The sequence below is a fragment of the Streptococcus parasanguinis genome, assembly GCF_016648855.1.
GTDB classification, from domain to species: domain Bacteria; phylum Bacillota; class Bacilli; order Lactobacillales; family Streptococcaceae; genus Streptococcus; species Streptococcus parasanguinis_L.
Genome location: NZ_JACLQU010000019.1, coordinates 1 through 13,469 on the forward strand (window position 1 = coordinate 1; position 13,469 = coordinate 13,469).

The following is a 13,469-nucleotide window of genomic DNA, read 5'->3' on the forward strand; positions in this document are numbered from 1 at the left end:
CACATTGGTTCGTCTTGTTCAGTTTTCAAAGGTCTTTGTCGCTCTCGCGCGACAACTATATTAGTATATCATGACCTTACCTTACTGTCAACACTTTTTCTCAAAAAAATTTATTTTTTTGAAAGTTTTTTTGAAATAAAAAAATAGAGAGGGAATCCTCTCTATTTATATTCTTGTCTGTATTTGTTTTCTTCAGCTTTGTTAGCCCATACATAATGACCTGGTTTAATTTCAACCATTTGTGGTTTATCTTCAGAGTAATCATGTTGTTCTGGATCGTAGATTTTTAGAACTTTTTTACGTTCTAGAATTGGATCTGGAATTGGGACTGCTGAAAGTAGGGATTGGGTGTATGGATGGATTGGGTGATTAAATAGCTCTTCAGTTTCTGCTACTTCTACAATAACCCCTTTATAGATAACTGCAATACGGTCAGAAATGAAGCGCACAACTGACAAGTCATGGGCGATAAAGAGATAGGTCAAGCCTAATTCTCTTTGGAATTTTTTCAAAAGGTTCAAGACCTGTGCACGTACTGAAACGTCAAGGGCTGAGATTGGTTCATCCGCAATGACAAATTCTGGTTCCATGACAAGAGCACGGGCAATACCGATCCGTTGACGTTGACCACCTGAGAATTCGTGAGGATAACGTGTCAAATGTTCTGCTAGAAGCCCAACTTCATGCATAATATTTTTTACTTTTTCCTGACGTTCTTCTTCGCTGTTAAACAAATGGTGGTTGATCAAACCTTCGGAGATAATATAATCAACTGTAGCACGTTCATTCAAACTTGCTGCTGGGTCTTGGAAGATCATTTGAATTTTACGGATCAACTCTGATTTTTCACTATGAGAGTTTTTTCCGTTGATCTTGCGACCGTCATAAATAATTTCTCCAGCACTTGTATCATTCAGACCGATGATCGCACGTCCAATTGTTGTCTTCCCACTTCCTGATTCACCAACAAGAGAGAAAGTTTCTCCCTTATTAATGAAAAAGTTGGCGTTCTTTACAGCAACGAATTTTTTACTTCCTTCACCGAAGGAAATTTCTAAATCTTTAATTTCAACTAATTTTTCAGTCATTTCCTTCCTCCTATTCTGTAATGTGAGTGAAGCCCATTTTTGAGCCAATCTTTTCGTGAAGGTTTTCGATTACTTCTGGTTTATGAACTGTTGGTGCATCTGGATGGAGCAACCATGTCTTAGCCCAGTGAGTATCGGTTACTTTGAAAGCAGGTGCCTCTTCTTCAAAATCAATCTGCATCGCATAGTCTGAACGAAGTGCAAAAGCATCTCCTTTAATCGGAGCATACAATGAAGGCGGAGTTCCTGGAATAGAGTAAAGATCACCATCTGAGGTTGACAATTGAGGCAAGCTTGAAAGCAAGCTCCATGTGTAGGGATGTTTTGGATCGTAGAAAATTTCTTCTACTTTACCAAACTCAACAATTTCTCCAGCATACATAACGGCTACTTTATCTGCAATACTTGCAACCACACCTAAGTCGTGGGTGATAAAGATAACTGTAAATTGGTATTCTTTTTGAAGGGATTTCAACAAATCAATGATTTGCGCTTGAATGGTTACGTCAAGGGCTGTTGTTGGTTCGTCACAGATTAAAATATCTGGACGGCAGGCCAAGGCGATGGCAATAACGATCCGTTGACGCATCCCACCTGAATATTGGAATGGATACTCATCAAAACGACGTTCAGCATCTGGAATTCCAACTTTCTCCATATAGTCCAAAGCCATTTCTTTGGCTTCTTTAGCTGTTTTCCCTTGGTGTTTGATAATGACTTCTGTAATTTGTGAACCAATTGTGTTGATTGGGTCCAAACTTGTCATTGGGTCTTGGAAAATTGTAGCGATCTTAGATCCACGAATATTTTCCCAATCTTTATTCGATTTCAAATCTGTCAATTCTTGACCACGGTATTTAATCGAACCTTGAGCAATACGGCCGTTATCTTCTAACATTCCGGTGAACGTTTTTGTCAAAACTGATTTCCCTGAACCTGACTCACCAACTAAGGCAAGAACTTCACCTTCTTCTAGCTCAAGCGATACGCCACGAATAGCTGTCAATACGCGATCGCGCACGTCAAATTCCACTACGATATCTTGAGCAGATAAAATAATATTGTTATTTGATGTCATATCTACTCCTCCTATCTATGTGTACGTGGGTCGCTGGCATCGGCCAAGTTTTGTCCGACGATAAAGAATGACAAGGATACTAAAATCAAAACGGTAAGCGGAATCCAGAATAGGTAGGCATTTGTAGTTACGTTTTGAGAATAGTCAGAAATCAACCGTCCCAAACTTGGAACTGTAATTGGAAGACCAAGTCCGAAGAAGGAAAGGAAAGCTTCGTAAGAAATAAAACTTGGTAACATTTGTGATGTTTGGGTCACGATTACAGATACCAATTGAGGTAAAATATTTTTCGTAACAATTTTCAAAGTTGGCGTTCCTAATGTTCGACTGGCCAAGTTGTACTCCAAATCACGGTAACGCATGATTTGAACACGAATCATGTAGGCAATTCCGATCCATCCTGTTAAGGACATGGCAAGAATCAAGTTCCAGAAACCAGATCCCATTGAGTAAGTCAAGACGATAACGATCAACATAAATGGAATGTTTGAAATAACGTTATAAACTTCCATCATGATACGGTCGATGGATTTTGAGATTCCCCAAATTCCACCAACGATGACTCCGACCACCACGTTAATAACAGTTGCGATAAAGGAAATGATAATAGAATTTCGAGCACCAAACCAAACTCCATCAAAGAGGGATTTACCGTTGTTATCTGTACCAAATAGTGCTTTCCCACTTGGTGGATTCAAACGAGCAGTAAAGTCATTGACCTTACTAACATCATTGTAATCAAAATTTGAAAACATAGGGTAGATAAAACTCATCAAGAGAATCCCAATCAAAACAGCAAGCATAATGATCGTGGTTCTTTTCTTAAAGAATTGTCTGAATACAGATTTCCAGTATGAATATGCTGGAGCATCGATTACTTCAGAGGCAAAGTCATCGCGTTTTACAAACTGAAATTTATTTTTATCGATTGTAGCCATTATTTGCCTCCTTTCGTATTCGTTAATTTAATCCGTGGGTCAAGTACCGTCATCAAGATATCACCTAACATGGCAGCAAAGATACCAAGCGATGTGAAGATGAAGACAAGTCCGATAACCATGGTGTTGTTTGATGCTTTAATAGAGTCAATCAACATTTTACCCATACCTGGGAAAGCGAAGACTGTTTCAGTAAGTGTCGCACCTGAGATAACTCCAATAATAGATGTCGGGATACCAGATACCAATGGAACCATCGCATTTTTGAAGATGTGTTTTTTTGAAATCTCACGTTCTGATAATCCTTTTGAACGAGCAAAACGGACGAAATCTTGTGAATGGATATCAATCATGTAACGACGAATCCAAACGGCGTTAAATGGTGCACTCAATAAACCAAGAATCAGGGACGGCAATACATATGAACGCCAATCCTGTGCTCCAAGAACTGGGAATGAGTCTGGAAGCCCAAAGAATGAACCTGCTAAACGGACAATGTAGACCGAAGCAATGGTTGGGAGAGACATCATAAATGTCAAAGCAGCTGTTGAGATGCTATCAAACCATGAGTTCTTGAACAGAGCCATGTAAGATCCTAATGGGATCGCAATCAAATAAGAAATTGCAATACCAATCAAACCAATGATTGAAGAAGATGCAATCATGGATGGATTCTCATAGTTGCTCAAAGTTGCTGTATACGCATCCCCTTTACCAAATCGACTGATATCTTGTGAATCTGCCTTACTTGGTGATTTGTAGGTACGTGAGTAGATATCAATTGATGATGTTTTCTTACCTGTTGGGAAGTTCACTTCACTCTTCTTAGTCGTTCCTTGTCCTTGGGTAATAACTTGAAGAACTGGGGTATTTGAATATGTTGGATATGAATTTCCTAGGTTTAAGGTCACAAAGTTTTGGTGTACATATGGGAATTGACCGTTGAAGTACAAAAGATATTTATGTTTCGTTCCAGAACCCACTACAGACCATCCAATAGACGGATCATTTTCAATGCGGATATAGCGTTTGAGGTTTGGATTTGAAGCATCTTTCACCCAACCTGGATGATCAAATTGAATCAAATTCGCATAGAAGCTGACGACACGTTCAAAAACTGGAATTTCACGCACTGCATAGAAAGACTTACTTTCTGGGAAACGTTTCAACTGCCAACCATGACCTAATTTGTTAATGTATTCTTTATAGATCTTTTCATTAGCAGTAGTCGCATCAACTGTTACAGAAGAATCTTCTTTACTTGCTTTTTGTTGCAAGCTCTTTGAATCCATGTATTCCAAATAACCCATGCGATCATAGACTGTATTTTCGTAGTTGATCTTCGAATCTTTTGTCTTCGCTACTTTATTGTAGTTAGGGTCATTTTTAAAGATGAGATTTCTCGGTGTTAGCGTATAGATAATCATGTAGGTTAATGTCGTGACGAGAAAGATCGACACTAACGAACGCAAAATACGCATAAAAACATATTTTTTCATATTTCATTCCTTTAATGTCCAAAAGAACTTTCTCCCCTAGAAGAGAAAGTTCTAATGAAAAGCAATAATTTAATTATTTAACGTGTTTTTCAAGATCTTGTTGAGCTTTTTTGTTTGACTCAGCTTTTTCTTTTTGCCATTTTTCACGTGCTTGTTCGTATTGTTTCTTAGTAACAGGTTCATCCTGAACTTCTACATATTTGAAGTAAGCTGATCCTTTGTTACCTGTTTGAGCTGATGGGCCAGAGAATGGAACCACTTTAGAAACAACTGTTGCTGCGCCTGTGCTTGACATTGTTGGGATTACCAAGGCACTGTCACTCAACCAAGCTTGAGCAGCAGCATATTTTTCGTAACGTTTAGCTACATCAAGTGATTCGCTATTAGCATCTGCAAGAAGTTTCGCATACTCATCCAAGCCAACTGCTTTGGCTGAAGCATTATCTACACCACCTGCAAAACCAAGGTAGACTTTTGTTTGGTCTTCTGATGATGGTTGAAGAGTATCAAGGTAAGTTGATGGATCATCGTAGTCTGGGTTCCATCCGACCAATCCTTGAAGATCCCAATCTGCATCTGCAGCTGATGGAACATTCAATGTGATGTTCAACACCTCGTCTTGGTCCATCATTTGAAGGTCAAGGACAACATTGTCTTTACCAAGAGTATCTTCCACTGTTTGTTTCAATGATTGCATCCGTGAAACAAAGTTTGTAGAGTTTTGTGCTACTGGTACGTCAATATGAATTGGGAATTGAACGCCATCTTTTTGAAGTTCAGCTTTTGCTTTTTCAAGTTGTGCTTTTGCTTTGTCTTTGTTGTAAAGACCGTCTTGACCATCTGCAAGGTTGACACCTTTCCATTGATCACCATATGTACTCAATTTATCTGCAACCACATCTCCAAAGTCTTTTCCATTCACTTGCACAAAGGCTGGAGCTGTGTAGGTATTACGGATAGCTGGTTTAGCAAATGCTTTACTATTTACTTGCGCTGAGTAGTTTTCACGGTTCAAGGCAAAAGTGATAGCTTGACGGAAATCTTTGTTCAAGATTGCTTTCTTAGTTGCAGTCTTTTCAGCATCTGATTTCTTAGCAGTGTGTTTGTATGATTGACGGTCAATGTTGAAACCAAGAACCGCTACCCCTGAACCAGCCGGTGTATTATAGATGTTGTCTTTGTATTTTTTAGATACAGTTGCAAAGTTTGAACTTGCCGGGAAAAGACGAGCAGCTGTATAAGCACCATCAGAGAAACCACGCGCCAATGAATCTTGGTCTGATCCATCATAATAAGTGAGTTTCACTTCTTTAAGGTGAACGTTTTTCTTATCCCAGTAGTTGTCATTCTTTTCAAATACAACAGATGATTTTGAAGTGATTGATTTAAGAAGGAAAGGTCCGTTTGCAAGGATTGATTTCACATCGTTTGGTTGACCAAAATCATCTCCCTTACTCTTCAAGAACTCTGTGCTAATTGGGAACAAGATTCCGTTTGTTGTTTTAGAGTTCCAGAAGGTTTCAGGTTTGTTCAATGTATATTGAAGTGTGTAATCATCAACAGCTTTGACACCAACTTGGCTAAAGTCTGTAGTTTTTCCTTGTACATAATCATCCAAGCCTTTGACAGAACCTTGAACAAGTGAAAGGGTTTCAGATTTTTTATCAGCAGCGTGTTTCAAACCAGTTACGAAGTCTTTGGCAGTCACTTCACCATGTTCTTCACCATCTGCATCGTACCATTTAACACCCTTACGAATCTTGTAGGTATAAGTCAAACCATCTTTTGAAACAGACCAATCTTCTGCAAGTGATGGCACAAGATTTCCATACTTGTCATTTGCCATCAAACCATCTACGACATTTGTAGTGATATCATGTGTAGCAGCTTTAGAAGATACAGTGTAGTCCAAAGTTTGAGGATCATCTGTGTAGACATAACCATAGTTTTTGTCTTCACCTGAGCTTGCTTTACTAGTATTTGAACCAGAACATGCAGCCAACAATCCAGCTGCAAGGAGTGTTACTCCGGCAACTGCGAATACTTTACCTTTTTTCATAGGAATTCTCCAATAGTTTTTTTAGATTTGTTTAAGATTATATCACAACTAAAAAAAAAAGTAAACTAAATTTTCTGAATATTCGCTTCAACACCATCCAAAAGCCTTGCTATGACTGATTTTTTAGCCTAATTGATGATTTTACGATTTTCCATTAATCATTTGTATGATACAATAGAGAGGACTAAGCAACGAGGAAACAACTGTGAAAAAATTCTTTCTTTCTTTTTTAACCTTCATCCTGCTGTTATGCAGTTTACCTTATCAAGTAGTTCTGGCAGATGAGCTAGAACTTCCTGCTCAAAGTGCTATTGCTGTTGAAGCTGATACAGGTAAAATTTTATATGAAAAGGATTCAGAGAAAAAGCGAGATGTGGGGGGACTATCTACACTCTTGACCACTTATCTGATTTTCGAAGCTATTCATGAAAAAAAACTTTCTCTAAAAGATCCTATCAAACTGTCTGAGAAAGCTCTGGCCTTAAATGATATCGAAGGTGCTGGTACTCTTCCTATGGAGGCAAACCAATATACAGTTGAACAGTTATTGACTGCTCTTTTAGTTGGAAATTCTAGCACTGCTGCCTTGGCCTTAGCTGAGAAAGTGGGTGGCTCTGAGAAAAGCTTCGTTGAAATGATGAAGCAAAAATTGTCTACCTGGGGCATTAAATCTCCCCACTTGATCAACGCGACAGGCTTAAATACACAAACCATCAGTGGAGATCCTGAAGGGAAAGAGGATGAAAATCAATTGAGTGCTTATGATATTGCTGTTATTGCCAAGCACTTACTCCAGGATTTTCCTGAAGTGACCAAATATACTTCAAAACCCACTGCTCTTTTTTCAAACACGCAGATTGAAAACCCCAACCTGATGCTAGAAGGCATGCCGAATTACCATTCTGGAGTTGATGGCCTACGGGTCAGCAACTCTACCAAAGGTGGCATCACCTTTGCTGCATCAACAACGCAAAATGGCATCCATATGATCACTGTTGTCCTAGGAGTGGAGGCAGTTGACGGTGATCCGTATGCACGTTTTGTGGCTACTTCTTCTCTGATGAACTACGTGGTACGGACCTTTGTTTCTTCCATTGTCGTCAAAGAAGGAGATCCCTACGGAAAAAGTAAGGCAACTATCATGGATGGGAAGTCAGATACTGTTTTAGCTGTTGCAAAAAAAGACTTCTATATCGTCGAAAAACAAGGTAGTCAAGCGGAACCAAAAATTCAATTCAAGAGTGACCAAGAATCATTCCGAGCACCTGTCAAATCAGGCACTAATCTTGGAAAATTACACTACACTGATCCAGATAAAATCGGACGTGGCTACTTAGAAGATCAAGAGCCAACGGTCGATATGGTAGCAGGAAGAACCATTGAGAAAAGCTTCTTCTTAAAAGTTTGGTGGAATGAATTCGTCCGTTATGTCAACGAAAAATTATAAGCAAAAAAATCACAATGGAGTCAAATCCATTGTGATTTTTGATTGATGAAAATGAATTATCCTACAGATCCTTCCATTTCGTAGCTAATGAGTCGGTTTAACTCAACGGCATATTCCATTGGAAGTTCTTTTGTAAAGGGCTCTACAAATCCCATGACAATCATTTCTGTCGCTTCTGATTCAGACAAACCACGACTCATCAAATAATACAGTTGTTCTTCTGAGATTTTTGAAACCTTGGCTTCGTGCTCCAAAGCAACTTGTGAGTTGTGGATTTCATTAAATGGAATCGTATCTGATGCAGATAAATCATCCATGATAATGGTGTCACACTCGATGTGAGAAACTGATTTCTTGGAATTTTTGTTAAAGGTAACTTGTCCACGGTAGTCTACCTTTCCGCCACCTTTCGCGATGGATTTAGATACGATAGACGAGCTAGTGTGAGGTGCATTGTGGATCATCTTGGCACCTGTATCTTGGTGTTGACCTGCATTCGCAAAGGCAATGGACAACATGGTCCCGCGCGCTCCTTCTCCATCTAGATAAACAGATGGGTACTTCATGGTTGTCTTCGCACCTAGGTTTCCATCGATCCACTCAACTGTAGCATCTTTTTGGGCTTTGGCCCGCTTGGTGACCAAGTTATAGACATTGTCAGACCAGTTTTGGATAGTCGTGTAGCGCATATAAGCACCATCCAAGGCAAAGATCTCAACAATCGCTGCATGGAGGCTATTGCTTGAGTAAGTCGGTGCTGTACATCCTTCTACATAGTGAACACTTGCTCCCTCGTCCACGATAATCAAAGTGCGTTCAAACTGACCAGTATTTTCGTTGTTGATACGGAAGTATGTTTGAAGGGGGACGTCTACTTTTACGCCTTTTGGTACATAAATGAAGGTCCCACCAGACCAGACCGCTGAGTTGAGGGCAGCCAATTTGTTGTCCGTTGGTGGTACTAACTTCGCAAAATACTGTTTGAAAAGGTCTGGATATTCTTTTAGGGCAGAATCCGTATCGGTGAAGATAATCCCCAACTTTTCAAACTCTTCTTTCATATTGTGGTAAACCACTTCTGATTCATACTGGGCAGAAGCCCCCGCTAGGTAGGCACGTTCGGCTTCTGGAATCCCGATTCTCTCAAAGGTTTCCTTGATTTTCTCTGGAACTTCATCCCATGAACGGGCAGGTTTATCTGAAGGTTTTTGATAATAGATCAAATCATCAAAGTCAATCTCTGATAGATCTGCACCCCAGGTTTGCATAGGCATCTTTTTGAAGGTTTCAAAAGATTTCAAACGGAATTCTAACATCCATTCTGGTTCATTTTTTGCTGCAGACAATTCACGAATAACCGCTTCATTCAGTCCTTTTCCGGTAGAGAGAATAGGTTGAACGTCATCGTGAAATCCAAATTTATATTCACCGAGATCAATTGGTTTCGGTTCGACTCTTTCTTCAGCCATAATTTCCTTTCTTTCTCTGTTTCTTCTTCTAATTAATTGCTACGTTCGATCGCTTTTTTAAGAGCATTCCAGGAGAGGGTCGCACATTTAATCCGTTGTGGGAATTTAGAGACTCCTGATAAGAAGGCTGCGTCACCCAGTTCCTCTTGACGAGGATCTGATTGACCTTGGACCATTTCTGAAAAGACCTGTGCTAATTCTTCAACTTTCTCTTTTGTTTTTCCCATTACAGCATCTGTCATCATACTAGCCGAAGCTGTTGAAATGGTACAGCCTGAATTGACAAAGGCAATATCTTGGACCCTATCATTTTCATCAAATTTTACACTTAACTGGATCACATCTCCACAAGTTGGATTGTTGAGTTGGATCTGATCAACATCTTCAATCTGTCCTTGGTGGTGGGGGTGTTTTGAATGATCAGCTACGACCGCCATGTACAGCGAATCTAATTTAGAAAGTGCCATTGAAAAACTCCTTTGCTTTTACCAATGCCTCAATTAATTTATCACAGTCCGCTTTAGTGTTGTAAATATAAAAACTTGCTCTCGTTGTCGCTGGGACTTGCAGGTATTGAAGGAGCGGTTGTGCACAGTGGTGACCTGCACGAACGGCAATCCCTTCGTAATCTAGAGCTGTTGCCAAATCATGCGGATGGAGATCTCCGAGATTAAAGGAAATGACGCCAGAACGTTGGGCTAAGTCTTGGGAACCATAGATCGTCAAACCTTCGATAGCCTGTAATTTTGGAAACACATAGGCAATCAATTCATGCTCATGCGCTTCTATTTGGTCCATTCCCAACCCCTCTAAGTAATCGATCGCTGCACCAAGACCAATTGCACCAGCCATATTAGGTGTTCCAGCTTCAAATTTCCAAGGCAATTCCTTCCAAGAGGCAGATTGCTCGTAGACAAAGTCAATCATCTCGCCCCCAAACTCGATCGGAGACATTTGCTCTAAGATTTCTTCCTTCCCATAGAGGACACCAATCCCTGTTGGTGCAGCCATCTTATGGCCAGAAAAAGCAAAGAAATCCGCATCTAAGTCTTGTACATCAATAGCCATATGAGGGGTTGATTGAGCCCCATCTACGACCATCATCGCTCTAACTTCATGAGCTAATTGAGCAATTTCCTTGATCGGATTGACCACCCCTAAGACATTGGAAGCATGGGTAATGGAGACAAATTTTGTCTTCTCACTAAGCTTGCTCTTTAAGTCCTGCATATCCAGTAAGCCATCTTTTAAATAGACATAGACCAGTTTTGCTCCTGTTTTCTTGCAGGCTTGCTGCCAAGGGATGATGTTGGAGTGATGTTCCATGACGGAAATCAGGACTTCGTCCCCTTCTTTTAGGACTTCTTCTGCATAGCGTGCTACCCAGTTGAGTCCCGTCGTTGTCCCTCTTGTAAAGAGCACTTCCTTGGTTGATGAAGCATTGATAAATTTTCTGACTTTCTCACGCGCTGCCTCATAAGCTGCTGTCGCTCGTTCAGCCAAGGTATGAACTCCACGGTGGACATTGGCATTATCTTGCAAATAATAGTGATTGACTGCTTCGAGAACACTTTTAGGTTTTTGCGTCGTCGCAGCATTATCTAGATAAACCAAAGGCTCATCGTGGACGAATTGATCGAGAATGGGAAAATCTTGAGCAATCGTATTTTTATCTAGCATTGTTTCTCCTTAGCGTTGAGATAACTTTTCTTCGATGGTGGCAATCATTTCATCACGTACTTCTTTAACTGGGATTTCAACAATAACAGATCCCAAGAAACCACGCACCACTAAGCGTTCTGCCGTGTGTTGATCCAGACCACGACTCATGAGGTAATACATATCTTCTGGATCCACTTGACCGATCGATGCTGCATGACCTGCTGTAACGTCATTTTCATCAATCAAGAGGATTGGGTTAGCATCTGAACGCGCTTGATCCGATAACATCAAGACACGACTTTCTTGCTGGGCATCTGCTCCTTTAGCACCCTTGATAATATGACCGATTCCATTGAAGGTCAAGGTTCCTTTTTCAAGAATGACACCGTGTTGCAGGATATTTCCGATTGAGTTACAACCAAAGTTGGTCACGCGCGTGTCAATCCCTTGCACCTGACGACCACTTGATAAGGCAACGACCTTCAAATCAGCGTGACTTCCATTTCCAACCAAGTCACTGTCAAAGTCTGCAACAACATTGCCTTCATTCATGACACCGATGGCCCAATCAATGCTGGCATCCTGTCCTAGTTTCCCACGGCGACTGATGTAGGCTGTGACATTTTCACCCAGGCGGTCAATCGCGGCAAATTTCACTTGAGCATCTGAGCGGGCGATCACTTCAACCGTCACATTAGCAGTTGCTTTTGCTGTGCCATCACCTTTTGATTCTAGGCGTTCCAAATAGCTAAACTTGCTGTTTTTGCCTGCAATAATCAAAATGTGTTTATTAAAAGGTACATCACTATCACTATCCTGGTAGAAAATACCTTCGATTGGTTCTGAAATTTCGACATTGTCTGGAATATAAAGGACAGCCCCACTATTAAAATAAGCTGTGTGGTAAGCTGCTAGCTTGTCATCATCATATTTGACTGAAGACATGAAGTAGTCTTCCACCACCTGTGGAATCTCTTCTAAGGCAGAATGGAAATCTGTGAATAAGACTCCTTGGTCTGCCAAGGCTTGTGGCACCTGTTCAAATACAGTTTGGGTTCCAACTTGGACCAATTTTAAGTTTGAATCGAGGGCTGTAAAATCGGGAACATTGGCAGAAGCCTCGCTTTCTGTGATCGTTCCATCCCCAAGATTCCAGCGGTGGAATTTGACGCGTTCAATGGCTGGCAATTCCAACTGATCGATCTTGTCAAAAGCTTTTTTTCGTAAATCTTGCAGCCAGCTTGGCTCAGCATGCAGTTCCGAAAAGAGGGTAATATTTTCAATACTCATTTTTTTCTCCTAATAAAGATACTATCTGTTTGATTTTATGACAACATTAGATCACTTGTCATCAGGTTATAGTTCTTCTTTATAGTCGTAACCGAGTTCTTCTGCGAGTTGAGCATAGCCTTCACGTTCCAAGCGTGCAGCCAATTCCGGTCCACCTGAAAGCACGACACGGCCTTCCATCATCACATGAACGACGTCAGGAGTAATATAGTTCAACAGACGTTGGTAGTGGGTGATGATCATAGCTCCAAAACCTTCACCTCGCATTGCATTAACCCCTTTAGATACGACTTTAAGAGCATCGATATCCAAACCAGAGTCAATTTCGTCCAAAAGGGCAAATGTTGGCTCCAACATCAACAATTGAAGGATTTCATTGCGCTTTTTCTCACCACCTGAGAACCCTTCGTTCAAATAGCGTTCTGCCATTTCTTCTTTCATGTTGAGCAGTTCCATCTTTTCATCCAATTTTTTGATGAAATCACGAATAGAGATCTTCTCGTCCTCTTCTTTACCAGCATTCATGGCTGCACGTAAAAATTCTGCATTGGTAATTCCTGGGATTTCTGAAGGGTATTGCATGGCAAGGAACAAGCCCATCCGTGCACGTTCATCTACTTCCAATTCCAAGATGTTGACACCATCAAACAGAATCTCCCCTTTGGTTACTTCATAATTCGGATTTCCCATAATGGCAGCTGACAGAGTAGATTTCCCTGTTCCGTTTGGTCCCATGATGGCTGCGATCTCACCAGTTTTTAGGGTCAGGTTTACACCTTTTAAAATTTCTTTGCCTTCAATTTCAACGTGAAGGTCTTTAATTTCTAATGTCGACATTGCATTCCCTTTCTTTTTACTTTGAAGTCTAGAAGGTTCTCAAAGCAAAGATCCCTTCATCACAAAGTATTTTTTTACCTTTCAAGTATATCAAAAAAAAGC

The 13,469-nt window shown here is 40.5% G+C and carries 11 protein-coding genes; 1 reads left to right on the forward strand and 10 read right to left on the reverse strand.

The genetic code is table 11. The annotated features are described in order from the left end of the window. Nucleotides 1-161: 161 nt before the first annotated feature. The 5 genes from H7T92_RS09910 to H7T92_RS09930 form a co-directional block, all read right to left on the reverse strand. Nucleotides 162-1,088: an ATP-binding cassette domain-containing protein gene (locus H7T92_RS09910; RefSeq protein ID WP_003010296.1), complete on the reverse strand. Its 927-nt coding sequence runs from the start codon at nucleotides 1,086-1,088 to the stop codon at nucleotides 162-164. A 10-nt stretch (nucleotides 1,089-1,098) separates the two neighbouring features. Then, entirely contained in the window at nucleotides 1,099-2,166 is a 1,068-nt protein-coding gene (locus H7T92_RS09915) for an ABC transporter ATP-binding protein (protein WP_003010293.1), read from the reverse strand. Nucleotides 2,167-2,177: 11 nt separating this feature from the next. Beyond that, nucleotides 2,178-3,104: an oligopeptide ABC transporter permease OppC gene (gene oppC / locus H7T92_RS09920; RefSeq protein WP_201037685.1), complete on the reverse strand. Its 927-nt coding sequence runs from the start codon at nucleotides 3,102-3,104 to the stop codon at nucleotides 2,178-2,180. Further along, nucleotides 3,104-4,603: an ABC transporter permease gene (locus H7T92_RS09925; RefSeq protein ID WP_023919303.1), complete on the reverse strand. Its 1,500-nt coding sequence runs from the start codon at nucleotides 4,601-4,603 to the stop codon at nucleotides 3,104-3,106. The genes oppC and H7T92_RS09925 overlap by 1 nt, the downstream gene beginning before the upstream one ends. A gap of 73 nt (nucleotides 4,604-4,676) precedes the next feature. Beyond that, on the reverse strand, nucleotides 4,677-6,662 hold the full coding sequence (locus H7T92_RS09930; protein ID WP_201037686.1) for a peptide ABC transporter substrate-binding protein: 1,986 nt from the start codon (nucleotides 6,660-6,662) through the stop codon (nucleotides 4,677-4,679). A gap of 205 nt (nucleotides 6,663-6,867) precedes the next feature. On the opposite strand from H7T92_RS09930, the gene H7T92_RS09935 reads away from it, so the two are divergent. Beyond that, nucleotides 6,868-8,109 (forward strand): serine hydrolase, encoded by a 1,242-nt coding sequence (locus tag H7T92_RS09935; RefSeq protein ID WP_201037687.1) that lies wholly within the window; start codon nucleotides 6,868-6,870, stop codon nucleotides 8,107-8,109. Between the two features lie 56 nt (nucleotides 8,110-8,165). On the opposite strand, the gene sufB is transcribed toward H7T92_RS09935, so the two are convergent. The 5 genes from sufB to sufC form a co-directional block, all read right to left on the reverse strand. Beyond that, complete coding sequence (sufB, locus tag H7T92_RS09940; protein ID WP_003010279.1) at nucleotides 8,166-9,578, reverse strand: Fe-S cluster assembly protein SufB; 1,413 nt, start codon at nucleotides 9,576-9,578, stop codon at nucleotides 8,166-8,168. A 32-nt stretch (nucleotides 9,579-9,610) separates the two neighbouring features. Then, nucleotides 9,611-10,045, reverse strand: a complete 435-nt coding sequence (gene sufU / locus H7T92_RS09945; RefSeq protein ID WP_201037688.1) for a Fe-S cluster assembly sulfur transfer protein SufU — start codon at nucleotides 10,043-10,045, stop codon at nucleotides 9,611-9,613. After that, nucleotides 10,032-11,258, reverse strand: coding sequence for a cysteine desulfurase (locus H7T92_RS09950; protein WP_201037689.1), 1,227 nt, complete (start codon nucleotides 11,256-11,258; stop codon nucleotides 10,032-10,034). Before H7T92_RS09950 ends, sufU begins: the two co-directional genes overlap by 14 nt. 9 nt (nucleotides 11,259-11,267) lie before the next feature. Continuing rightward, the gene (sufD, locus tag H7T92_RS09955) at nucleotides 11,268-12,530 is read right to left on the reverse strand and encodes a Fe-S cluster assembly protein SufD (protein WP_201037690.1); all 1,263 of its coding nucleotides are present in this window, start codon (nucleotides 12,528-12,530) and stop codon (nucleotides 11,268-11,270) included. A 66-nt stretch (nucleotides 12,531-12,596) separates the two neighbouring features. Continuing rightward, a complete protein-coding gene (gene sufC / locus H7T92_RS09960; RefSeq protein ID WP_003004238.1) occupies nucleotides 12,597-13,367 on the reverse strand; it encodes a Fe-S cluster assembly ATPase SufC in 771 nt (256 codons plus the stop codon). Nucleotides 13,368-13,469: the final 102 nt, after the last annotated feature.

Bases quoted from the DNA above. Each gene is read 5' to 3' on its own strand.
- sufB (WP_003010279.1), bottom strand. From the start codon at position 9,578: ATGGCTGAAGAAAGAGTCGAACCGAAACCAATTGATCTCGGTGAATAT.
- H7T92_RS09915 (WP_003010293.1), bottom strand. From the start codon at position 2,166: ATGACATCAAATAACAATATTATTTTATCTGCTCAAGATATCGTAGTG.
- H7T92_RS09930 (WP_201037686.1), bottom strand. From the start codon at position 6,662: ATGAAAAAAGGTAAAGTATTCGCAGTTGCCGGAGTAACACTCCTTGCA.
- sufC (WP_003004238.1), bottom strand. From the start codon at position 13,367: ATGTCGACATTAGAAATTAAAGACCTTCACGTTGAAATTGAAGGCAAA.
- sufU (WP_201037688.1), bottom strand. From the start codon at position 10,045: ATGGCACTTTCTAAATTAGATTCGCTGTACATGGCGGTCGTAGCTGAT.
- sufD (WP_201037690.1), bottom strand. From the start codon at position 12,530: ATGAGTATTGAAAATATTACCCTCTTTTCGGAACTGCATGCTGAGCCA.
- H7T92_RS09950 (WP_201037689.1), bottom strand. From the start codon at position 11,258: ATGCTAGATAAAAATACGATTGCTCAAGATTTTCCCATTCTCGATCAA.
- H7T92_RS09925 (WP_023919303.1), bottom strand. From the start codon at position 4,603: ATGAAAAAATATGTTTTTATGCGTATTTTGCGTTCGTTAGTGTCGATC.
- oppC (WP_201037685.1), bottom strand. From the start codon at position 3,104: ATGGCTACAATCGATAAAAATAAATTTCAGTTTGTAAAACGCGATGAC.
- H7T92_RS09910 (WP_003010296.1), bottom strand. From the start codon at position 1,088: ATGACTGAAAAATTAGTTGAAATTAAAGATTTAGAAATTTCCTTCGGT.